Below are 21823 nucleotides of genomic sequence, written 5' to 3' on the forward strand. Positions count from 1 at the left end.
CGATCGCTAACAGTACAAGTTTTCGATATCTGCTCAAAATCTTCCACACTGTAATGCACGAGAAATTTATTTTAGTCAGGCGATCGCTGATTTATCACAATATTACTCAACTCCTGAATCATCCTTGTGGGGTGAGTGTTGGTAAAATATGTCGCTCACCCTACAATTTTTAGACCCAAAACAGTCTCTACCAATAGTTATAAATTTAACTTATAGCTTTATTAAGTAAATATTTCTGAAAGCCCTTTACAAAAAGCAATAATTACCTTTAAGATATGTAACAACAGGTGAAAACACCTGAAACATACATAACCAAAGCAATCATAAAGACATGACAGCAACCTTACAACAGCGCCGTAGCGCCAACGTATGGGAGCAGTTCTGCAACTGGATCACCAGCACAAACAACCGCCTATACATCGGCTGGTTCGGCGTATTAATGATCCCAACCTTGCTGGCTGCAACCACCTGCTTCGTAATCGCCTTCATCGCCGCCCCCCCAGTAGACATCGACGGTATCCGTGAACCAGTAGCAGGTTCCTTACTCTACGGAAACAACATCATCTCCGGAGCAGTAGTACCTTCTTCTAACGCAATTGGATTACACTTCTACCCAATTTGGGAAGCAGCATCCTTAGACGAGTGGTTGTACAACGGTGGCCCATACCAATTGGTAATATTCCACTTCCTGATTGGCGTATTCTGCTACTTAGGACGTGAATGGGAACTATCCTACCGTTTAGGAATGCGTCCTTGGATCTGCCTAGCATTCTCTGCTCCCGTAGCAGCAGCAACAGCAGTATTCTTGATCTACCCAATCGGACAAGGTTCATTCTCCGATGGTATGCCCTTGGGTATCAGTGGTACCTTCAACTTCATGATCGTGTTCCAAGCAGAACACAACATCTTGATGCACCCCTTCCACATGTTGGGTGTAGCAGGTGTATTCGGTGGTAGCTTATTCTCCGCAATGCACGGAAGCTTGGTAACATCCTCCTTAGTTCGTGAGACAACCGAAAACGAATCCCAAAACTACGGATACAAATTCGGACAAGAAGAAGAAACCTACAACATCGTAGCGGCACACGGTTACTTCGGTCGCTTGATTTTCCAATACGCGTCCTTCAACAACAGCCGTTCCTTGCACTTCTTCTTAGCTGCATGGCCTGTAATTGGAATCTGGTTCACAGCATTGGGCGTAAGCACAATGGCGTTCAACTTGAACGGTTTCAACTTCAACCAGTCTGTGATTGACTCTCAAGGTCGTGTAATTAACACCTGGGCTGATATCATCAACCGCGCTAACTTGGGTATGGAAGTAATGCACGAGCGCAATGCTCACAACTTCCCCTTAGATTTGGCTGCTGGTGATGTTGCTCCTGTTGCACTTCAAGCTCCTGCTATCAATGGTTAATTTTCTGACCTAGAAGCAATAGCTAATGTGTGAATGAAAGGCGCTCTCCATGAGGAGAGCGCCTTTTTAGTTTGGGTTTGAGCATTCTGAGCATTTTAAAATGCAGCGTTTTTTCTCAGTCACTGGGAGCAGGAGCTTTAGGGAATTTGATACACTAGCTAAAATTTGAAATTATTCCAGCTGGTAGCTCTAGGCTGATAAATAAATATGAGTGACGCTTTATTTTGTATAGAAAATTTACGAGTTGCTTATCCTCAGCGCGGTGGGGAAGAACTTAGTTGGGCGGTGGATGATGTATCTTTGACACTACAACCTGGGGAAAGAATGGGTTTGGTGGGGGAGTCTGGTTGTGGTAAATCTACTTTGGGAAGGGCGGTAATGCGGTTGTTACCTTCTTTCAGCCGGATTGAGGGACGAGTAACTTTTCAAGGACAGCCAGTATTTGATTTAACACCAACTCAGTTGCGGAAATTTCGGGGGGAAGTAGTAGCATTAATTTTCCAAGACCCGATGACACGCCTTGACCCGTTAATGACGATTGGTAAGCATTGTCTGGAAACTTTGCAAGCACATTCACCAGAATTATCAGCCAAGGAAGCAAAGGAAAAAGCGCTGGCGACTTTAGAAAAGGTAAAAATTCCGGCGAGTAGGTGGAATCAGTACCCTCATGAGTTTAGCGGTGGGATGCGACAACGGGTAGCGATCGCTCTTGCTCTCCTCCTAAATCCTAAGTTAATTGTGGCTGATGAACCTACCACTAGTTTAGATGTCACTGTCTCAGCGCAGATTTTACAAGAATTAACGCGTTTGTGTGCTGAAGAAAATATGGCGCTGCTGCTAATTTCTCACGATTTGGCAATGGTGGCAGAATATTGCGATCGCATCGGTGTAATGTACCGCGGCAAAATGGTAGAAATGGGGGCAACTACATCGGTATTTGGCAATCCTCAGCATGAATATACGCGATCGCTTCTGCAAGCTGCTTTACATATTCAAACAGTGGATGAGGTAACTGAGGACTGGGGATTAGGTAATGATGAAAGTATTTCCGAATCGCCTATCTTGAGGATTACAGAACTAAAGCAACACTACACAATAGAGCCTAATTTGATTGAAAGGCTGTTTAAAGCTGAGAATCAAACAATCAAAGCAGTAGATGGGATTAACCTTGAACTTTATCAAGGAGAAATTTTAGGCTTAGTTGGTGAGTCGGGCTGCGGTAAAAGTACACTGTCGCGGACTATCTTACAGTTAATTCGTCCGACTGCTGGCAAGGTGGAATTTTTGGGTAAGGATTTAACCAAGCTATCACGGCAAGAAATTCGCTCCTCCCGCCGACAGATGCAAATGGTGTTTCAAGACCCCCATGCTTGTTTAAATCCAGCGATGACTGTAGGGCAAAGTATAGGAGATCCTTTGTTAATTCACAATCTAGCTGATGCGGCTAAGGCCAAAGAAGAAGTATTGTGGATGTTACAAAAAGTTGGGTTAACACCGCCAGAAGTTTATTATCAACGTTACCCATCAGATTTATCTGGTGGACAGCAGCAAAGAGTGGCGATCGCGCGGGCTTTAATTACTCGCCCTAAACTGTTGATTTGCGATGAACCTGTGAGTATGTTAGATGCCAGTGTGCAGTCGCAAGTTTTGGATTTGATGTTGCAATTAAAAGATGAATTTGAGTTAACTTATCTGTTTATTACTCATGACTTGTGGTTAGCACGATTTTTATGCGATCGCATTGCTGTGATGAATGGGGGTAAAATTGTCGAACTGGGGGCAACAAAACAAATTTTTGCTAATCCACAACATCCATATACAAAAACATTACTGGCTGCGGCTCCCCTTTTGGCACGCGCCTAGGACAAAGATTAGAAATATATTGTCTGCTGATCTATCTATAAGTTAGATAGATCAATTACTATCTAATAGTGACGCATTTAACTGCTTGTGTCTAGACAGATTAGCAACTACATACACCAACTCATCCAAGTCAATTGGCTTGCATAAACACATCTGAAAACCTGCTTTCAGTGCATATACACGGTCTTCTTCTGTAACAAAACTAGTCAAGGCAATTGCTGGAATGTATTTCCCACCCTTTGCTTCTAAGTTTCTGACTTTTGTGAGTAGTGAGTATGCGGCTTCATTTGGTAAATAGATTTCGCTGATCAGTATATCCGGTTGAAAATACCGCATTACATCTAGTGCATTACCAAATGATGCAACAGTTTTAACCTCAGAACCCTCCGCTTCAAAGAAAATCTTGAGCAATTCTCTACTGTCAGTATGGTTATCAATAATTAGCAAGCGTAGACCATCAAGACTGATAGATTGGCAAGACATGAATCATTCCTTCCCATACTTTTTAAACCTGAAATAAGAATGGCTTAAAATGCTTGTTTATTAAATGTACAAATTTTTCAGGTTGTATGTCAGTACGATTTTGTACATCAGGCAGAGAGATTGCCAATGTACTTGCTTCAACAGAGCAACAACGTTGTCTGGAATTTTGTATAAACGGCATTCAATAAAGTTAGCTGTGCGTGTTTAGCAACCGAGTGTACTCGTTTTGTATGATGGAATAACATTCACAAGCTGTCTGTTCTAAGTCTTCACGATTCAAGATGTTGATACTGCCACGCTTATAGCTAATCATTCCAGCGCGGCTAAGTGTGCCAGCCGCCACCGTTACACCAGCACGGCGCACACCCAGCATCTGAGCGATAAATTCTTGAGTCAGAGGGAATTGATCTGATTGCACACGGTCAGCCACTATCAACAACCAACGGGCCAGTCGCTCCTCAATGGTATGCAGACGGTTGCAGGCTGCTGTTTGTGTCACTTGGGTAAACAGCGCTTGAGTATAACGCAACAGCAAATTTTGAAGCTCTGCGCCCCGCTTAAACTCGGCAATTAGATGCTCGGACTTCATCTTCATAGCACCATCGGCAACCTGCACTAACGCGGTTGTAGTTGTAGAAATGCCGCCCCAAATAACAGGAAGACCCACCATACCATCATTGCTCACCACACCAGCTTCAACGGTCGAGCCGTTTTCTTGAATACAGACTAAAGAAACTATTGCCTGATTGGGAAAATAGACGTGGGTGATTGGTTCGCCAGCTTGGTAAAGAATTTGATTAATTGAAAGTTCGACTCTCTCTAGATGCGGAACTAAGCGTTGATATTCAGCAGCCGATAATGCAGCGAGTAGCTGATTTTCTATTGGTAGATGAGGCTGGTTAGATATAGACATAACAATCCTTCAAGCCGCTTTTTTGGCAAAGATTAGGCAACTAATAGCAGCTTGAGAGGAGATAGGAACTAGTCCCAATATGTCAAAAGTTGAATTCTTTCAAAAGTAAATTGCAAGCGTAACAACTTACAATACTGCATCAAACTCTACACTAAGAAGACGTTTAGGCTTGACACACCTTAATAGTGGCACATTTTTAGTCGTTCATTTGTTCAATTTTTTACCACTAAGCGCATAAAACCATTAAGTCAAAACTAAGTTATCTCGATGCACTACGGTATCTGTGCCAACATATCCTAGAATTTCGGGAATTTCTCTAGAGTGACGGCCAGAGATTTTTTGCAGTTCATCGCTGCTGTAGTTTACTAGCCCTCTGGCAATTTCGTTACCGTTAGTGTCGCACAATTGCACAGCTGCTTGAGTGTCAAATTCTCCTTCTACTGCTTTGATACCTGCGGCTAATAATGATTTTCCGGCTTGCGATATGGCGGCGATCGCACCGGGATCTAAATACAATTTTCCAGATGGAACTAAACCATAAGCTATCCAGCGTTTCCTAGCTGATGTGGGTTCAGGTTGGGGTTGAAAGTGAGTCCCTAAAAGTTCCCCTTGTAAAATTTTTTCGAGATTTCGCGGAAATCGCCCTTGAGTAATTACAGTTCGTACACCAGCCGCGATCGCAATTCTGGCGGCGGAGATTTTTGTTACCATCCCACCAGTACCCCATTGTGAGCCTTGTCCGCCTGTTTGGATTTGCAATTGCGCCAATTCCTTAATATTACTGACCAAGGAAATGGGTTTGGCATCGGGTACAGAACGGGGATCGGCTGAGTATAATCTGTCTACGTCGGTAAGTAAAAATAGCCAATCGGCTTCTACTAAACTCGCTACTAATGCTGATAGGGTATCGTTATCACCAAATTTCAGTTCCTCTACAGCTACGGTGTCATTTTCATTAACTACGGGAATTACACCCAGTCCCAGCAATTCTTTAAAGGTGTTGTAAACGTTAAGGTATCGGCTACGCTGTACTAAATCGCTGCGAGTTAGCAAAACTTGGGCAATCGGCTGTTGCAAGGTAGTAAACAAATCATCATATATCCGCATTAACCGCCCTTGACCAACTGCGGCTACTGCTTGTTTTAGCGCGATCGCTTTGGGGCGTTCGGTTAAACCCAATCTCGCACAACCAACACCCACCGCACCAGAGGACACCAAAATCACTCGATTGCCCTGCTGCCTTAAATTGCACAGTGTTTCTGTTAAAGTTGCGATCGTAGAAAGTGCTAATTGCCCTGTTTCTGGTTGGGTCAGGCTAGAAGTGCCGATTTTGACGACAATCGTTTTGGTCATGGTCAATGGTCAATGGTCAATGGTCAATGGTCAATGGTCAATGGTCAATGGTTACTTTTGACTTTAGACTCTTGACTCTGGACTAAAAAGTAAAGCGCCAATCCTTCTATAGTGAAGGTGACGCTTTACCAGTTTATAGTTATTTGCTATTTACTAGGGTCTTTTTTTGCTGACCCCATGTTATTAATACTTATAATCTCCCATTTTGTGTGTTTCTAAATCATCCTTAATTATTTCTTTAGCTTTCTTTTCCTGACGATTTGTTACTTTTTGTGAATTGTGTTTTGCTTGGGAGTGATAGAGGCTCCCAAAATTTCGGAAAACCAAACTTCAAAATTTCTCACAGGATGGGAACGCAGTGCAGCATCGGGGTGAATAATCGGTTCTACGAGAATTGTAAACATTCCCAGACGATTCCCAGCTAAAACATCAGTAAATAAGCGATCGCCCACCATACCCACTTGATGTGCAGGTAAATCCATTGATTGCAGAGCCGCTCTAATTTTCCGGCGAGAGGGCTTGGCTGCACCTAAGTAGTAAGGTAAGTTCAAAGAACGCGCAATACTACCAATGCGAGGTTCACTTAAGTTATTGCTCACTAACCACAAATCAACGTCGATGCGGATATCTTCTACCCATTGTCTCAATTCTGGTGAAGGAGTCCCGACTGTAAAGGGAACTAAAGTTTCATCCACATCTAAAACTAGTCCCTTCAGCCCATATTGTTGAATAATTTTTTTAGTCAATCGCAATACTGAACCGTGTAAAATCAAGTCAGGCTGTAAGAGATTGTTCCAAGTCATAGACAATATTTAAGGATCATCATGAGAAATGCTCTGAAGCAAGAGCATTTGTTTAATATTTCAGAAGTAATAGAGAAATCCCCATAAATCTGGCAATGAGCGCTTATGGGAATTTTAGATAATTGGTATTATTCAATTTTAATCAGGGGAGCAGAGCTTTGCTCCCCTGGTTAGCGCCCAGAGAAAAATTGTTTTACGCGTTTTTTATGGAAAGTGCTGAAATTCCTGCGGAATTATGCTGATAAAAATTCGCAATTAAAAATCTAAGAATGTAATGTTTTTAATTTTGAATTTTTATAATTTTATTCCACTTCGTTAAAAAGTTGTTCTTCTAGTAGTGGTTGTACTTGGCGAAATTCTTCTGGAGAGAGCAATTCTGGATTACCTTCTTTGGTAATCCTGGCAAAAAAGAGCAAGGGGTCGAGGGGGGTATAGATAGCATACTCCTGTTCTTCGTGATAGAAGCTGGCGAGTAACTGTAATTGCTCTGGCTCTAAATCTGTTTCGTCATCTTCTATTTCTAATGTAAAAAGTTCAGACTCATCTACAGCAGGTAATTCACCAGCAACAGTTAAAGCGTAAGCTGTATTTTTAAGAATCAAGTTTTGCTCAGATAAGACTGCTTGGGCGGTGCTAAAAATTTCGTCAAGGATGGCATCATCTTCTACTAAAACGGCTTCTTCTTCCTCGTCTTCACCTTCCCAAGCGAAAACTTCTATGGGTGAGTCCACAGGAAGAAGTAAGACGTATTCTTGCCCATCTACAGAGAGCGAATGTTCGATATAACATTCGAGGGTTCGCCCTGTGTCATCCGTCAAGGTGATGGAAACTGTACGATCGCGATCGTTATCTTCAGAAAATGGAGAGGAAAACATAGCCGATTAGTTAAACTTTAATCTTTACCCGCAACTGTGAAAATTGCTTTCCTGTTGAATGACAAATAATGTCAAGCCAATAGTTTCACATTCAGACACAACTACTAGGTAATTGCTTTCAGAATATCATGTCAAAAGCTATCCATACTCGACAGCATCTTAACTGCGGTAGCTCGTCGAGTATCTAGCCATTGTTGTAAAATTAGTGCTGCTGCTTTGCGGTCAATTAAACCTTTATTCCGAGATGGTGAGACTTTTTCTGCAATGAGTATTTGCTCTGCTTGATAGGAGGTTAAGCGCTCATCAACATATTCTATAGGTAGTTTGAGAGCCTTACTCAGTCTAGTGGCAAATTTCTGCACTTGACGCGCCTGAAATCCCAAAGAGCCATCCATTGAATAAGGTAAACCAACTACTAAGATTTCTACCTCACGTTCATTAACTATATTTTGGAATTGCTCAACATCGCGCTCAAAAGATGAGCGTTCAACTGTTGTAATTCCGGTCGCAATTAAACCAGTGCGATCGCATCCAGCTACGCCGATGCGCTTGAGTCCGACATCTAATCCTAGTGCTGAAATATACTGCTTTGTGGTCATTGTCATAAGTTTTGAGTGACTTCGGCGTGAGCGCTCAGTCGAACGCTAAGTAGTGAGTGCTGCGTCATATATTCTTTCTTTACTATCCTGTTGATTTCACTACTTTTCCTGCTGACCATCTACAGATTCATTTTGGCAAGAGGCTTCAATGTTACAGTTGTTGCACTTAAAGGTAATAGACTCTGATTTATTTGGCACTGGTATATCTGAGGATTGTGGCTGTACTGTTTTTACCCAAGACATACCACCTGGAATTGGCTTACGTGCTGGTTGCAAACCTTGCAGTACATCAGTCCATTGAATGCCTTCTAGGGAGACAAATTTTGATTCTCGGAGTTTGTGCCACACTGAGCGAGACATGATCAAAGTGTGTTCAGTGCGTTTCGCACCAATCCGTTCTAAATATTCTTCTCGTTCTGGCTGGTAGTCTAAAGAAGCCAGCCGCAAACCCTGTTGGGGAAAGTCTTGTGCTATCCGCGCCAATTGCGACAGCAATTCTGGATACAACCAAGTGTATGCAGGATGAACTGTCAGCGTAGCTACATGAGGAGTTTCACCTTTGCGGTCAAGCTGCACTTGAAAATAGCCAATTGCGGCTTTGCGTTGAGGTTCAAACACATAACCACTGACAACTTCAGTTTTGGTTATCCACTGCTTGACTGCATCAGTTAAGGCTCCGAACAAGCTAGTTTTAAAATCGCGGGTGTTGCGGTCAAATACCTGACGCACTAAAGGCGGCATAGATGCTGTATCTAGTTGATAGAGCAACTGAGCATCTGCGTTACTGACTGGGAGCAAGTTAGGTAAATCTGGTTCTGCTTGTGCTAATTCCGCTAGTAAATCAGCTTCAATTTTCCAGTATGTAATTTCTGCTAGACGTTGAAATCCATTTTGCCGATACAGTGCAAGGGCATCGACATCATTAATATTTACTTCTAATAACCAAGTCCGAGCTTCTAAAATCGACTCAAAACAGTGACGCAACAATTGTGAGCCAATTCCTTGCTTATCCGCGGTGCGATCTAGCAGCACCCGATCAATGCGCCAAGTACTACGGGTGCGGTTAAATGGTGACACCTGAATCATGCCTAAAAGCATCCGTCCCTGTTCAGCTACGAATGCACAGAAACGATACTGTAGGGGATTAGGAAACCAACTCAAAAATTTGAGTAATCCATACCAGCGACGCAGCGATTGCATCTGATGGTTGGCACAACTAGACTCGTTAGGAGTCATTGCGGTGAATGACTCTTGAGTTAATCGCTCAATTCCATCCAGATCCCGAAAGTGGACTGGCCGGATGACAACGCTGAGATTTCGAGGAAGTAATGAAGTCATTTTGGTTCAAGCGGCCATGTAGCCTTAACTAACTGCTCTTGGGTGGAACTGATGCAATAATAATTTTAACGGCTTTCCGTTGTGGGCTATTGCTTCAAAAGGTTGATTTTGGTGATTAAATATTTAAAAAAGCAAAAAAAGCAGATTTGATGAGTGCGCTATAGGCGTTAACCCAACAATACCTGCTTTTATTTTATTTGACTTTTAGTTAAATTTCCTATATTTACAAACCTTGCCGAGAAATTAACTTTTCAAAGTTGGCTTGGGTTTGATGGAGGAGTTGTTGTCTACTATCTTCTACGGTATGTTGGAGGGTTGGAACCAGATTGCGAGCTTGTAGAGTCATGTGCAGCTGTAAGTGGGCGACATATTCGCTAAAATCTTCGTTTTGTACAGCTTTGCCCGTGAGTAAGTTGGATTCCATTGCCACTGTGTTCTCCTTATAGCGCTGTTGCTTCACATCATCAAAACTTATCATGTTGCTCGGATTACCTTTTTATTTTGCAATGAAGTTTAACGGTTGTTTGCAATGAGGTCACAGGTTAGGGTTTACTTTACAACCCTTCATATTTCATGCTTCACACTTCATACTTCATTTACTCGCGTAAGACGTAGCCAACACCGCGGACGGTTTGAATCAGGCGCTTTTCTTGATTGATTTCGAGTTTGAGGCGCAAGTAACGGACATAAACTTCGATAATGTTGGAATCGCCCATGAAGTCGTAACCCCAGACTTCTTCTAAAATGCGATCGCGGGTAATTACCTGTCGGGGATGAGAAAGTAAATAATCGAGCAAGTCAAATTCTTTGGCGGTTAATTCAATTAATCTGTCACCGCGATAAACTTCTCTAGTCCGGCGATTTAAGCTGAGATCTTCAAATTCTAAGATATCGGCTGCGTCTGCTTCTTGATTGCGACGCAGATGAGCGCGGACTCTGGCTAAGAGTTCTTCAACGCTAAACGGTTTTACTACATAATCATCAGCACCAGCATCTAAACCGGCAACGCGATCGCTGACTTCATCTTTAGCAGTTAATAATATTACTGGGACTTTATCACCAGTACTCCGTAGGCGACGGCAAATTTCTAATCCTGATAACCCAGGTAACATCCAATCTAAAATAACTAAATCTGGATGTAATTCCCGCGCCGCAGTAAGCGCAGTTAATCCATCGTAGGCGACACTGACTTGATAACCTTCGTAATTCAGTTCCAATTCGATAAATCGCGCCAGTTTGACCTCATCTTCTACAAGTAAGATGTGTGTCATATTGATGATTTTAATGATTTCAGCAAGGTAAGGCAGTAATTGATACAGACTGAGAACCAGTTCGACACATATCTAATTAGTTCTAAAATAGCTTAGTATAGATTGAATCAGATAACAAGTGTGCGTCTGTAATTACCGATAGCTGCTGTTTGTGACTTTCAAAGTTTAACAATAAACAGTTACATCTTCACCACATTCATCAGTAAGATAACACAGCGCTCGAAAACGCAGACTTACTAGTGGCTGATAAAACAATAAGGTTCAGATAAGAATGTTTAACCGCCGATGTAATTTAATAGACATATCTGGAAAAGATTGTAGAGACGTTCTATGAAACATCTCTACAAGGGTTCTAAGAAACGCACATTTAATTTTCAAAGATGTCGAATAACAAATGACAACTCTAAATGTGAGTCCGCACAAATTTTTCTAACCTATCCAATCCCTTTTCGATTGTGGTTAAATCAGTGGCGTAGGAAAGACGAATGTTATTATCTGCACCAAAGGCAATTCCAGGAATGACTGCAACTTGATGTTCTTCAATCAAAGCGTTGCAAAAGTCTAAGGATTTCAGTCCGGTTTTGCTGATGTCGGGAAACAGATAAAAAGCACCATCTGGTTTGGGACAATTCAGTCCAGGAATGGCGTTGATTCTCTCTAGCATAACTTGTCGCCGTTTGGTGAAAGCTGCCAGCATTTCGGCTACACAGTCTTGAGATTCTTGTAAGGCTGCGATCGCCCCATATTGAGCAAAGGTACAAACATTAGATGTACTATGCCCTTGTATGGAATTGGCGGCTTTAATAATTTCTATTGGCCCAGCTAAGTAACCCAAGCGCCAACCTGTCATAGAGTAAGCTTTAGCAAAGCCGTTACTAATAAAGGTACGTTCAAAAATTTCTTGACCGAGAGAACCAATACTAATGTGTTCTGCACCGTCGTAGAGAATTTTTTCGTAAATCTCATCGGAAACTACATAGATATCTGCATCAACTACTACTTGCGCCAAAGCTTTAATTTCCTCTGGCGTGTATACCATCCCTGTGGGGTTAGATGGAGAATTGAGGACAAATAACTTAGTTTTGGGGGTAATGGCTTGGCGCAGTTGTTCCGGTGTAATTTTATAGCCTGTGGAAACATCAGTGTTGACAATTACTGATACACCACCTGCCAAAGTTACCATTTCGGGATAACTCAGCCAATAGGGAGCCGGAATAATTACCTCATCACCTGGATCGATGAGTGCCAAGATCAAGTTGTACAAAGAATGTTTACCGCCATTGGTGACGATGACATTTTCTGCTTTGTAATCTAAACCGTTATCAGTTTTCAGCTTCTGGGCGATCGCTTCCCTTAACTTTGGTTCTCCAGCTGCGGGGCCATACTTGGTTTTGCCTTCTTCCAAAGCTTTTGCTGCTGCGGCTTTAATGTGCGCTGGGGTGTCAAAATCTGGTTCGCCAGCGCTAAAACTACAAACATCTATACCTTCTGCCTTCATGGCCTTAGCTTTAGCTGCGATCGCTAAGGTTAAAGAAGGTTTTACCTGACTTACTCTTGCTGCCAGTTTCATTCTTACTTATTCTTTGGCAAATCTCTCACTTATCTTAGGATATCCCAGAAACTCTACCGAGTTTTGTCTTTTGGTGAATTCCTTTGCATCTGGCAGTGTGAAGCAGTTTTTAGGGTAATCAATTACGCCATTGTTTTAACGCAGAGGATAGCTGAGGTCAACGCAGCGAAAAGTTGCGTGCGGAGAGAACTTGCGTGCGCGGGTTCCCCGCGTTGAGCAAAGTTCGGGGGGTTCCTCCCGTTGAGCAAACTTTTCCAGACAAAGTTACGCAGAGTATTTTTGTTTACTAGCGAAACTTAATCACTAAACATTTGCACTGCATAAATTTGGCCAGTTTTACCGACTGCTATACCATAACCAAATTTTTTGTATTCACGGGTGAGGAGGTTGGTGCGGTGGTTGTTGCTGTACATCCAACTGCGTTGAAAATTTTCGACTGTGCCGTAAGTTAATCCTAAACCTTGGACACTATCTTGAATAATATTTTCGCCAACTCCGACACGCCGATTACCGCCAACGGCAATATAGCGATCGCGGGGATTTTTTCCATCTAGGGAAATATGATTAAAATATTGCTGCTCCAGCATATCTTGGGCGTGGAGTTGTGCGGCTAATGAAAGTAATGAGTCGGCTTTTAGTGGTTTTAAATTATTAAGAGTGCGATCGCGATTTACCAACTCTAAGGCAAACTGTCTTAACTCTGGCTCATCACGCAACTGTTGGGCATTCCAAATGGTAACTTTTGGCTGGCCAATTTTCCAATCAGCGCCACCATTCCCGTTATAAAGACCTTGTTTTAGCAGTCCAAAGGGAGAAAGTTCTGTCCAAAAATAATTAATATCCACTGGGTGTCCCCGCAAAGCCTGGTGGATGAAATAGGTAGTTGGCCTAAATGCTAAAACTACCGTAAATAAAACAACGTATCTCCACCAAATGTTGACTTTGCTCTTTGTATCCATTGTCTTGATTCAAGGTTAGGGATGCACAAACCACTAAACTAGTTTTACATCTGCGTACTAACTAATTACGTAAAAATTTAGCACTTGTTTAACCTTGATAGAGACGCTGCAAGGCAACGCCTCTATGATTTCTCAACCACCGACATGGATTCCTGGTCGCCTCTGAGGATTTTTTTCGGCGCGACGCAGTACTTCACGGGTAACTACAGCAATATCACCTTCACCAAATAAGATAAACCGCAGTAAATATTGGATGGGATTTCCTTCCACCCAGCCAAAGTAGGCATGAGGAATTTTACCAGTTTGGTCACGAATATACAGTAGCAAAGCGGCGATCGCATTAGGTACTGCGGCACTTTCAGCCCGCAAAATTCGATAATCACCAACTTGTACACCTTTGACTCGAATCACATCAGTAAAATCTGACGCATCAGATATCAAAATTTCTAGAAAGATCACTGGATCTGTCGGCGGAATATGGTTATCTTCCCGTACCTCTTTTTCCTTTAACAAATATTCTTGTTCATTACCTTCATTTAACCGATTAGCAATGATGCGGATTGCACCTTGGCTTTCTTCAGCAATGAATTGGCGGGCATTTTCATCAACTTCTATTTGCTCTACTCGCAGTTCTGTGGAGCGCCAGACGCGGGAAACTAGGGAAGTACAAATAATTGCACCAATAAAGAACGCGGCGATTTTAATCCCTTCTGGTCTCTCAATAATATTGACAATTGTCGTATAGATAAAGACCAGTGTTATCAGTGCAAAAATGAATCTTCCCTTTGAAGAATTTTGACGATGGGCTGATAAAGTAACAGCAAAGGCGGCAGAACTTATTAATACCAATACACCTGTTGCATAAGCGCCACCCTGTGCTTCTACATTTGCCTGGAAAATCACTGTCACCACAAAGGCAATAGTGATATAAACCAAGACTAAGGGTCTGGTTAATAACGCCCAACTCGGTGCCATGCCATAACGTGGTAAGTAACGAGGCACAATATTTAGTAGCCCTGCCATTGCTGATGCACCAGCAAACCACAAAATAGAAATGGTGCTTAAATCATAAATGGTGCCGAAGCCATTACCTAAATACAGATGTGCCAGATAAGCAAGGGCGCGGCCATTGGCTTTACCACCTGTGGCAAATTCTGTGGCAGGAATTAACAGAGTAGTGACAAAACTGCTGGTTAGTAAAAAGAAGCTCATAATTACAGCCGCAGCAGTTAGTAGCTTGCGGGTATTCCGCACTCTTCCTCTGGGCATTTCTGGGGTATCGCTACTGCTACCTTGAACTAGAGGCATAACAGTTACACCAGTCTCAAATCCTGATAAGCCTAATGCCAATTTGGGAAATAATAGGATAGCCAAACCGATGAGAACAAAGAAATTGGGATGACGGGCGAAAAGTGCTGTTTGCCAATTTGCGATCGCACCTGGATTAATTGCAATATGATATAACCCAATGCTAATGACAACCAAATTCAACAGCAGATAAACTGCCACTAAAAATACCGCAATCCCAATTGCTTCTTTAAAGCCTCTCAAGAAAACTACACCGAGTAAAGCAATTAACATTAAAGTAATAGCAATGCTTTGACTGTGCAGCAGACTTGGTGTCAGCGGATTTTCAATGATATGGGCTGTGGCATCAGCCGCAGACAGAGTAATAGTAATAATAAAGTCAGTTGCCACAAACCCAAGTAGACACAATACCAGTAATTTGCCTTGCCACCAAGACAGCAAATGCTCCAACATAGCAATAGAACCTTCACCATGTGGACTTTTAGCAGCAATACGGCGGTAAATGGGCAATGCACCAAAGAGCGTTAATAAAACCAAAATCAGTGTAGCAATAGGCGAAAGCGCACCTGCTGCCAATGCTGCAATTCCCGGTTGATAGCCTAGAGTAGAAAAATAATCTACACCAGTTAAGCACATAACTTGCCACCAAGGATGCTGGCGGTGTGCTTCTTCCTTCTGGTAAGGCCCTTCCTTTTCGCGGCGGTTTTCTGCCAGTAACCAGCGCATAAACCGTCTACTGAGCCGTTTTGTTGAGAACATTGATTTAGCCATCAAATCCGATTTTGTTATAAAAGTCGCTGGTGTGAGTGCTTTGAGTTTGGTAGTTTTATTCAAAATTTTGAACTACAAATCCACTCACGGAATAAAGAACAACAAGTTTTTACATTAGAAATTTTCCCCAAATATTGATTCCCATAAACCAAGTCCTGACAAAAATCAGGAAAAGTATGACTTGTGTATGGATATTAGGTATAGATATAAGGAGTATTTTATGCTGCGATCGCTCAAACAAAAGTTGGCATTAGTTATCTTATTAGCGTTTTCCTTGATCCTATGGCCTCATCATGCTTTTGCTTTGGTTCCCACAGACAGCCAATTCACCACCGCTGTTGGTGCTTGTGAAGCCGTAATCTCCATTAAAAAAGGCACAAACCCCGGCAATGTCAGGTTACAGCCGGGACAGACTTATCAAATCGTTGGTCAAAATAAAGATAACCCTTCTCACTACCTGCTAGAAATTGCCAGTGCCAGCCCTTCTCGGCGTTGGGTTCCTACTAGTTGCGTTAGTGCCGATGGTTTGCCTACTGATACCACAGGAAAGATACCGCCTGTAATTCCTGTAGCTGTAGGTAATGACTATTTACTAGCGGTAAGTTGGCAACCAGCCTTCTGTGAGTCTAAACCTGAAAAAACTGAGTGCAAAAATTTAGCGAAAAATCCCAACCGTCCCGAAGCTACTAATTTCGCTTTACATGGTTTGTGGCCTCAGCCGGAATCTAATATTTATTGTGGAGTCAGTCAGAGTGACATCACCTTTGATAAAGCCAGTGCTTGGTCAAAGTTGCCAGCGGTAGAGACAGAACTTTCACCTGAAACTTGGGCAAAACTACAAGTTGTGATGCCGGGAACTGCTTCCAATTTGCAAAGGCATGAATGGATTAAGCATGGTACTTGCTATCAAGGTACACCAGAGGAATATTTTACTGAATCCATTGCCCTAATCGATGCCTTGAACAAATCTCCCATTCAAGCATTAGTAGCTAGTAGTATTGGTCGCCAAGTTACTCTCAAAGATATTGATCAGGCCTTGTCGTCTTTGGGTGTGAATGCTGGGGACAAGATAGAAGTCAAATGCACCAATGCAGTATTAGGTGAACTTTGGGTTAACCTCAGAGGCGATATTACCCCTAACACTTTAATTAGTGACTTGTTAACCAATAGCCCAAAAGCCAAACTTGAGAAGTTCAAGTCTTGCTTAATTGATGATGCGCGTAATTAATTAAAGTTGTTGGGTTAAGTATAAAAGATAAAGGCGATCGCTATGTGTGATGCGATCGCCCAATCAAAAAAATATTTTGATATAAAATTCTGGCTAACTTGCTGACTTCAACGCATCCAACGCTAAATTTAATTTCAACACATTAACTCCCGGTTCACCAAAAATACCCAGAAAGCGACCATCAGTATTTTGTGCAATCAAACTTTCCAGTTGCTGCGGTTGGAGTCCTCGCGCCTTGGCGACATGATTAACTTGCCCTCTGGCAGTTTTGGGGGTAATGTGAGGATCAAGGCTAGAAGCAGAGGTGTAAACTAAATCAGCGGTAGGTTGGATATCTCCTGTTGTAAGTCGATTTACATCGCCTTTAATACGTTCTATTAATGCTGAATTACTTGGGGCTAAATTACTCGCACCGGAAACCCCAGTTTTTAAAACTCCCGCCTCATCTTTTTTCGGGTCAGCAGTACTGTAACTGGTGGTACTAGGACGACTATTAAAGTATCTTTCGGAAGTGAAAGGTTGACCAATTAAACTAGAGCCAATCACTTGACCTTGGCTATTTTTAATCAGACTACCGTTTACTTGAAATGGCAAAATAATCTGTCCAATACCGATCATTACAAAGGGATAAATAATAGCGCCAATTACCCAAAGAACTAAAGTAGAACGAATGGCTCGGTTAACTTCGCGTGCAAAACTCATTAGAATTTCTCCGGAACAAACATAACAAAAAATAAATAAGTAGAAAGGCTTAAAGTTACTAACCCTAATAGACCTAATGACCAAGCTTGAACATGGGAAAAACTTTCTCCAGTAGCAGCATAAACAACAGGTGCAACCAAAAGGTTGAAACACATTCCCAGAAAGATATACAAAGGTAGTTTTGGAATGCGGTAATCAGCAGTAAAATCAATTATTTCTGCCAATATTTGAGGCAAACGAAAAGATTTCATAAAAGTTGTGAGTGGTGAAAAACTAAGACAAAGGTAAGATGACATCAATTAATTTGATGGCAATAAATGGTGCAAGAATTCCGCCCAAACCATAAATGAAAATGTTGCGTCTTAATAATTGATCTGCTGTCAAGGGACGGAATTTGACTCCCGTCAGTGCTAACGGAATCAGTACCGGAATAATTAAGGCGTTGTAAATTAGGGCTGAGATAATTGCTGATTGGGCGCTTTTCAGTCCCATAATGTTGAGTGCGCCAATTCCCGCCGCCGCAAAGATAGTGGGAATAATGGCGAAATACTTAGCAATATCGTTAGCAATAGAAAAAGTAGTTAACGCCCCACGGGTAATAAGTAACTGTTTACCAATAGTGACCAAATCAATTAACTTGGTGGGGTCAGAATCTAAATCCACCATATTAGCGGCTTCTTTAGCAGCTTGTGTCCCAGAGTTCATTGCTAAACCCACGTTAGCTTGGGCTAATGCGGGTGCATCATTAGTACCATCTCCGGTCATCGCTACCAATTTACCTTGAGATTGTTCGGCGCGAATTACACCAATTTTGTCTTCTGGTGTGGCTTCAGCGATAAAATCATCAACACCTGCTTCTTGAGCAATCACACCAGCCGTAATGCGGTTATCACCTGTGAGCATAATTGTCTTGACACCCATCCGCCGGAGTTGGTCGAATCTTTCACGCAAACCGGGTTTAACAATATCTTTGAGATAGATAACTCCGAAAATTTGGTCATCTTGACACACGGCTAAGGGTGTACCGCCTAACCGCGAAACTCGCTGGTATGCTGCATCAACATCACTAGCAACATGGCCTCCACGAGAGCGAACAAAGCTTTTAATTGCATCTACCGCCCCTTTACGGACTTGTTTACTGTTGGGGAGATTTGTCCCACTCATCCGGGTTTTGGCAGAAAATTCTACACCTTCTGCTTGGTTGATATCGAAATCTACACCAACGTGATAAGTATCTGCCAGTTTGATAATTGATCTACCTTCTGGTGTTTCATCAAATACACTGGCAGCACGGGCAACTCTGGCGACATCTTCGATGGTGTAACTATTAACAGGGATAAACTCATCCGCCATCCGGTTGCCCAAGGTGATTGTGCCTGTTTTATCTAGCACTAGGGTATTGATATCACCACAGGCTTCAACGGCGCGTCCAGAGGTGGCAATCACATTAAATTGCGCTACTCTATCCATCCCGGCAATCCCGATCGCACTCAGCAAACCACCGATGGTTGTTGGTATCAAAGCAACCAGCAAGGAAATCAAAATCGCCACACTCGCACCCGCCCGTAAGCTATTGCCGGCTTCTGTGCCAAATATCGTACTGATAAAGTTAGCAATAAAGTTAACAAAGGGCGGCATGGTTGCCACGACAATTAAAAAGACTTGGGTTAACACTGCTAACAATACTGTTAAGGCAATTTCGTTGGGTGTTTTGGTGCGTTCCGCGCCTTCTACCAAGGCAATCATGCGATCGATAAAGCCCTTACCAGGATCAGCAGTAATCCGAATTGTTAATTCATCAGAAAGTAAGCGCGTACCGCCTGTAACGGAACTGGCAATATCTGTACCTGGTTGTTTGAGTACCGGGGCTGATTCTCCCGTAATTGCTGACTCATCTACAGAACCAATCCCTTGAATCACTTCCCCATCGGCGGGAATCATGTTGTTAGCTACTACTTTGACTAAATCGCCGCGTCGCAGTTCTGTAGAATTGACTGTTTGAATTGAACCATCAGGGAGGATTTTATTGGCAACGGTATCAGAACGGGTGGAACGTAAGGAATCAGCCTGGGCTTTACCGCGTCCTTCAGCCACGGCTTCGGCAAAGTTGGCAAACACAACGGTGAAAAACAAGATCAGTGTAATTAACCCGTTTAATAAGCGTTGTTGGTTAACATTTGCTTGAATTGTGCCGAATAAATTGGGGTCGAGGGTGACGAGAAAGGTAACAATTGTTCCTACCCAGACGATAAACATGACTGGGTTACGGACAGCTATTTTTGGGTGGAGTTTGACAAATGACTCTTTAATCGCTCTTTGGTAGAGTCCCCGCATATCTGCTTTGGGGGTATGTTTGCGCGAGTCACGGATTCCTTGAGGAAGACGAGGTGTTGTGTTGGTTTTCATAGAAAGAGGAATTTTTTCACGCAGAGACGCGGAGGCGCAAAGGAGTATTGAGTTAGCCGATGCCTTTGGCTATCCAGAAGGCTTCCCCGATGGGGTCGAAGGCGAGGACGGGAAAGAATGTCAGTGCGCCGAGAATTAAAATTACGCCTGCGGTTACGCCTGTAAACAGTCCGGTGTCGGTGCGTAATGTGCCAACTGTGAAGGGGACTTGGGGTTTGCGAGACATACTATCGGCGAGTAAGAGTAAGCCGATGATGGGGATATAGCGTCCGGCGAGGAGGCTGAAGCAAGTACTGAGGTTCCACCAGAGGGCGGTGACGCTGGTTTTTGCCCCTGCTGCAATGGCGATGGGTGATGGTTGGGAGTCGCCTAAGCCTTCAAAGCCTGAACCGTTGTTAGCCGCAGCCGAAGCATATTCGTAAAGGACTTGGGCAAAGCCATGAAAGCCAGGATTACTGATTCCTGCTAGTTGTTCGGGGAAGGCTAAAGTAATACCAGCCGGAATCATAATGGAGATGGGGTGAACTAGGAGAATCAAGAAACTCGCTAGTACTACCTCGCGCTTTTCGATTTTGCGTCCGAGAAATTCTGGTGTGCGTCCTACCATTAAGCCTGTGACGAATACTGCCAAGATGAGGTAGGCAAATAAATAAGCTGTACCTGTACCTTGTCCACCCCAGATGATTTGTAAAAACATATTGGAGAGGGTGACAAAACCACCGTTGGGCATGAAGGAGTCGTGTAAACTGTTGACTGCGCCGCACATGGTTCCGGTGGTACTGACGGCAAATAAGGCTGATTGCACCCAACCAAACCGGACTTCTTTACCTTCTAAGTTGGGTTGGTTACTACCTAACAGTGCGTTGACTGCTGGGTTGCCGTTATATTCATCAATAGCGGTGAGGATAATAAATACGATGTAAATTACGCCCACCATCCCGTAGACTAACCAAGCTTGTTTGGTGTTATTGGCAAATAAGCCGTAGGTATAAATCAACGATGTGGGAATTGACAACATCGCTACAATTTGAATTAAGTTAGAAAATCCGTTGGGATTTTCTAAGGGATGGGCTGAGTTGATGGCAAAAAAGCCGCCGCCGTTTTCTCCGAGTTGTTTGATGATTTCAAAATGGGCAACAGGGCCAAGGGCGATCGCTTGACTGATATTAGAATCTTCTAAGGTGGGGAATACAACTGGCCCTGCTAAGGTTTCGGGAACACCAGCCGCCATCAATGCAATTCCACCAACAATACAAATAGGTAATAAAACTCGTGTAATTGAGCGAATCAAATCTACATAAAAGTTACCTAATGGTCTCCCAGTTAACCCACGAATAAAAGCAATGCCCACTGCTAAACCAGTGGCAGCTGAGGTGAACATGTGATAACCAAGTCCCCACATTTGACTGGCGTAACTCAGATATGTTTCACCAGAATAATGTTGTTGGTTGGTGTTAGTAATAAAGGAAATTGTTGTGTGTAGGGCTGTATCCCAAGTTGGTGCAGGGATTTTAGTTGGGTTAAAGGGTAGCCATCCTTGATTCATAATAATCAAAAATATCAGCAAACCCATGACGATATTGCTGTAGAGAATGGCTCTGGTGTATTGCCAACCTGTCATCTCTGCTTTAGTTTGTACTCCAACTAAAGTGTAAAGTATACGTTCAATTGGGTTTAAAATAGGGTCGAGAAATGTGCTGCGTTCTTGGTAAACACGCGCCAGATATCGCCCAAAAAATGGAGTTATGGCTACTACAATCAGTAGCGTTAGTCCAATTTGAATCCATCCTTGGAGCATAAATATTAATTATTTAGACAGTTTGTAATTACTGGGATTAATTTAGATCATCGATTTTTTATCAGGCAAAAACAAGAGATAGAAGATATAAATTTATACATATTTTTGAAATATACAGCGTTTATTTTTTCTATATCTAGCGTTTAGTAGCTAACTAAACGCCGAGTTG

19 protein-coding genes and 1 pseudogene are annotated in these 21823 nt (G+C 42.7%); 3 read left to right on the forward strand and 17 right to left on the reverse strand.

Translation table 11 applies throughout. The features are described from left to right. The first annotated feature begins 331 nt into the window (after positions 1 to 331). On the forward strand, positions 332 to 1414 hold the full coding sequence (gene psbA, locus AC504W_RS26600; RefSeq protein WP_494873532.1) for a photosystem II q(b) protein: 1083 nt from the start codon (positions 332 to 334) through the stop codon (positions 1412 to 1414). Positions 1415 to 1621: 207 nt separating this feature from the next. Continuing rightward, positions 1622 to 3277: a dipeptide ABC transporter ATP-binding protein gene (locus tag AC504W_RS26605; RefSeq protein ID WP_494875217.1), complete on the forward strand. Its 1656-nt coding sequence runs from the start codon at positions 1622 to 1624 to the stop codon at positions 3275 to 3277. Between the two features lie 51 nt (positions 3278 to 3328). On the opposite strand, the gene AC504W_RS26610 is transcribed toward AC504W_RS26605, so the two are convergent. From AC504W_RS26610 to AC504W_RS26670, 13 genes and pseudogenes are all read right to left on the reverse strand, one after another. After that, on the reverse strand, positions 3329 to 3760 hold the full coding sequence (locus AC504W_RS26610; protein ID WP_494875219.1) for a response regulator: 432 nt from the start codon (positions 3758 to 3760) through the stop codon (positions 3329 to 3331). A 190-nt stretch (positions 3761 to 3950) separates the two neighbouring features. Further along, positions 3951 to 4673, reverse strand: a complete 723-nt coding sequence (locus AC504W_RS26615; RefSeq protein WP_494875220.1) for a Crp/Fnr family transcriptional regulator — start codon at positions 4671 to 4673, stop codon at positions 3951 to 3953. 243 nt (positions 4674 to 4916) lie between these two features. Beyond that, positions 4917 to 6026: a glutamate 5-kinase gene (proB, locus tag AC504W_RS26620; RefSeq protein WP_494878780.1), complete on the reverse strand. Its 1110-nt coding sequence runs from the start codon at positions 6024 to 6026 to the stop codon at positions 4917 to 4919. Between the two features lie 263 nt (positions 6027 to 6289). Further along, complete coding sequence (locus AC504W_RS26625; protein ID WP_494875222.1) at positions 6290 to 6829, reverse strand: YqeG family HAD IIIA-type phosphatase; 540 nt, start codon at positions 6827 to 6829, stop codon at positions 6290 to 6292. 302 nt (positions 6830 to 7131) lie between these two features. Next, positions 7132 to 7704: a DUF3727 domain-containing protein gene (locus tag AC504W_RS26630; RefSeq protein ID WP_096581510.1), complete on the reverse strand. Its 573-nt coding sequence runs from the start codon at positions 7702 to 7704 to the stop codon at positions 7132 to 7134. A gap of 131 nt (positions 7705 to 7835) precedes the next feature. After that, positions 7836 to 8309 (reverse strand): Holliday junction resolvase RuvX, encoded by a 474-nt coding sequence (gene ruvX / locus AC504W_RS26635; RefSeq protein WP_494875223.1) that lies wholly within the window; start codon positions 8307 to 8309, stop codon positions 7836 to 7838. A gap of 93 nt (positions 8310 to 8402) precedes the next feature. Next, positions 8403 to 9641, reverse strand: a complete 1239-nt coding sequence (locus AC504W_RS26640; RefSeq protein WP_494875224.1) for a GNAT family N-acetyltransferase — start codon at positions 9639 to 9641, stop codon at positions 8403 to 8405. Between the two features lie 223 nt (positions 9642 to 9864). Continuing rightward, positions 9865 to 10065, reverse strand: a complete 201-nt coding sequence (locus AC504W_RS26645) for a hypothetical protein (RefSeq protein ID WP_494878782.1) — start codon at positions 10063 to 10065, stop codon at positions 9865 to 9867. 172 nt (positions 10066 to 10237) lie between these two features. Continuing rightward, on the reverse strand, positions 10238 to 10912 hold the full coding sequence (locus AC504W_RS26650) for a response regulator transcription factor (RefSeq protein WP_096581516.1): 675 nt from the start codon (positions 10910 to 10912) through the stop codon (positions 10238 to 10240). 165 nt (positions 10913 to 11077) lie between these two features. Next, a pseudogene (locus AC504W_RS26655) lies at positions 11078 to 11161 on the reverse strand (Mo-dependent nitrogenase C-terminal domain-containing protein); the annotation flags it as partial. Positions 11162 to 11315: 154 nt separating this feature from the next. Next, the gene (locus tag AC504W_RS26660; protein ID WP_494875226.1) at positions 11316 to 12482 is read right to left on the reverse strand and encodes a pyridoxal phosphate-dependent aminotransferase; all 1167 of its coding nucleotides are present in this window, start codon (positions 12480 to 12482) and stop codon (positions 11316 to 11318) included. A 296-nt stretch (positions 12483 to 12778) separates the two neighbouring features. After that, positions 12779 to 13441 (reverse strand): CAP domain-containing protein, encoded by a 663-nt coding sequence (locus AC504W_RS26665; RefSeq protein WP_494875227.1) that lies wholly within the window; start codon positions 13439 to 13441, stop codon positions 12779 to 12781. 132 nt (positions 13442 to 13573) lie between these two features. Next, positions 13574 to 15520, reverse strand: coding sequence for an APC family permease (locus AC504W_RS26670; RefSeq protein WP_494878783.1), 1947 nt, complete (start codon positions 15518 to 15520; stop codon positions 13574 to 13576). Between the two features lie 187 nt (positions 15521 to 15707). Between AC504W_RS26670 and AC504W_RS26675 the strand changes: the two genes are divergently transcribed. Next, on the forward strand, positions 15708 to 16748 hold the full coding sequence (locus AC504W_RS26675) for a ribonuclease T2 family protein (protein WP_494875228.1): 1041 nt from the start codon (positions 15708 to 15710) through the stop codon (positions 16746 to 16748). Positions 16749 to 16841: 93 nt separating this feature from the next. On the opposite strand, the gene kdpC is transcribed toward AC504W_RS26675, so the two are convergent. From kdpC to kdpA, 4 genes are read right to left on the reverse strand one after another with little or no spacing between them, the layout of a single operon-like run. Next, positions 16842 to 17450: a K(+)-transporting ATPase subunit C gene (gene kdpC, locus AC504W_RS26680; protein ID WP_494875230.1), complete on the reverse strand. Its 609-nt coding sequence runs from the start codon at positions 17448 to 17450 to the stop codon at positions 16842 to 16844. Further along, positions 17450 to 17701 carry a potassium-transporting ATPase subunit F gene (locus AC504W_RS26685; protein ID WP_494875232.1) on the reverse strand — a complete coding sequence of 84 codons (252 nt, stop codon included), beginning with the start codon at positions 17699 to 17701 and terminating at the stop codon, positions 17450 to 17452. The genes kdpC and AC504W_RS26685 overlap by 1 nt, the downstream gene beginning before the upstream one ends. A gap of 22 nt (positions 17702 to 17723) precedes the next feature. Then, positions 17724 to 19856: a potassium-transporting ATPase subunit KdpB gene (kdpB, locus tag AC504W_RS26690; RefSeq protein ID WP_494875233.1), complete on the reverse strand. Its 2133-nt coding sequence runs from the start codon at positions 19854 to 19856 to the stop codon at positions 17724 to 17726. Between the two features lie 52 nt (positions 19857 to 19908). Next, entirely contained in the window at positions 19909 to 21654 is a 1746-nt protein-coding gene (kdpA, locus tag AC504W_RS26695) for a potassium-transporting ATPase subunit KdpA (protein WP_494879482.1), read from the reverse strand. Positions 21655 to 21823 lie beyond the last annotated feature (169 nt).

The organism is Nostoc sp. C96 (assembly GCF_059384975.1).

What these genes read in the sequence shown, in the direction of transcription:
- psbA (WP_494873532.1), top strand. Translation starts at nt 332, where the DNA reads ATGACAGCAACCTTACAACAGCGCCGTAGCGCCAACGTATGGGAGCAG.
- AC504W_RS26605 (WP_494875217.1), top strand. Translation starts at nt 1,622, where the DNA reads ATGAGTGACGCTTTATTTTGTATAGAAAATTTACGAGTTGCTTATCCT.
- AC504W_RS26610 (WP_494875219.1), bottom strand. Translation starts at nt 3,760, where the DNA reads ATGTCTTGCCAATCTATCAGTCTTGATGGTCTACGCTTGCTAATTATT.
- AC504W_RS26615 (WP_494875220.1), bottom strand. Translation starts at nt 4,673, where the DNA reads ATGTCTATATCTAACCAGCCTCATCTACCAATAGAAAATCAGCTACTC.
- proB (WP_494878780.1), bottom strand. Translation starts at nt 6,026, where the DNA reads ATGACCAAAACGATTGTCGTCAAAATCGGCACTTCTAGCCTGACCCAA.
- AC504W_RS26625 (WP_494875222.1), bottom strand. Translation starts at nt 6,829, where the DNA reads ATGACTTGGAACAATCTCTTACAGCCTGACTTGATTTTACACGGTTCA.
- AC504W_RS26630 (WP_096581510.1), bottom strand. Translation starts at nt 7,704, where the DNA reads ATGTTTTCCTCTCCATTTTCTGAAGATAACGATCGCGATCGTACAGTT.
- ruvX (WP_494875223.1), bottom strand. Translation starts at nt 8,309, where the DNA reads ATGACAATGACCACAAAGCAGTATATTTCAGCACTAGGATTAGATGTC.
- AC504W_RS26640 (WP_494875224.1), bottom strand. Translation starts at nt 9,641, where the DNA reads ATGACTTCATTACTTCCTCGAAATCTCAGCGTTGTCATCCGGCCAGTC.
- AC504W_RS26645 (WP_494878782.1), bottom strand. Translation starts at nt 10,065, where the DNA reads ATGGAATCCAACTTACTCACGGGCAAAGCTGTACAAAACGAAGATTTT.
- AC504W_RS26650 (WP_096581516.1), bottom strand. Translation starts at nt 10,912, where the DNA reads ATGACACACATCTTACTTGTAGAAGATGAGGTCAAACTGGCGCGATTT.
- AC504W_RS26660 (WP_494875226.1), bottom strand. Translation starts at nt 12,482, where the DNA reads ATGAAACTGGCAGCAAGAGTAAGTCAGGTAAAACCTTCTTTAACCTTA.
- AC504W_RS26665 (WP_494875227.1), bottom strand. Translation starts at nt 13,441, where the DNA reads ATGGATACAAAGAGCAAAGTCAACATTTGGTGGAGATACGTTGTTTTA.
- AC504W_RS26670 (WP_494878783.1), bottom strand. Translation starts at nt 15,520, where the DNA reads ATGGCTAAATCAATGTTCTCAACAAAACGGCTCAGTAGACGGTTTATG.
- AC504W_RS26675 (WP_494875228.1), top strand. Translation starts at nt 15,708, where the DNA reads ATGGATATTAGGTATAGATATAAGGAGTATTTTATGCTGCGATCGCTC.
- kdpC (WP_494875230.1), bottom strand. Translation starts at nt 17,450, where the DNA reads ATGAGTTTTGCACGCGAAGTTAACCGAGCCATTCGTTCTACTTTAGTT.
- AC504W_RS26685 (WP_494875232.1), bottom strand. Translation starts at nt 17,701, where the DNA reads ATGAAATCTTTTCGTTTGCCTCAAATATTGGCAGAAATAATTGATTTT.
- kdpB (WP_494875233.1), bottom strand. Translation starts at nt 19,856, where the DNA reads ATGAAAACCAACACAACACCTCGTCTTCCTCAAGGAATCCGTGACTCG.
- kdpA (WP_494879482.1), bottom strand. Translation starts at nt 21,654, where the DNA reads ATGCTCCAAGGATGGATTCAAATTGGACTAACGCTACTGATTGTAGTA.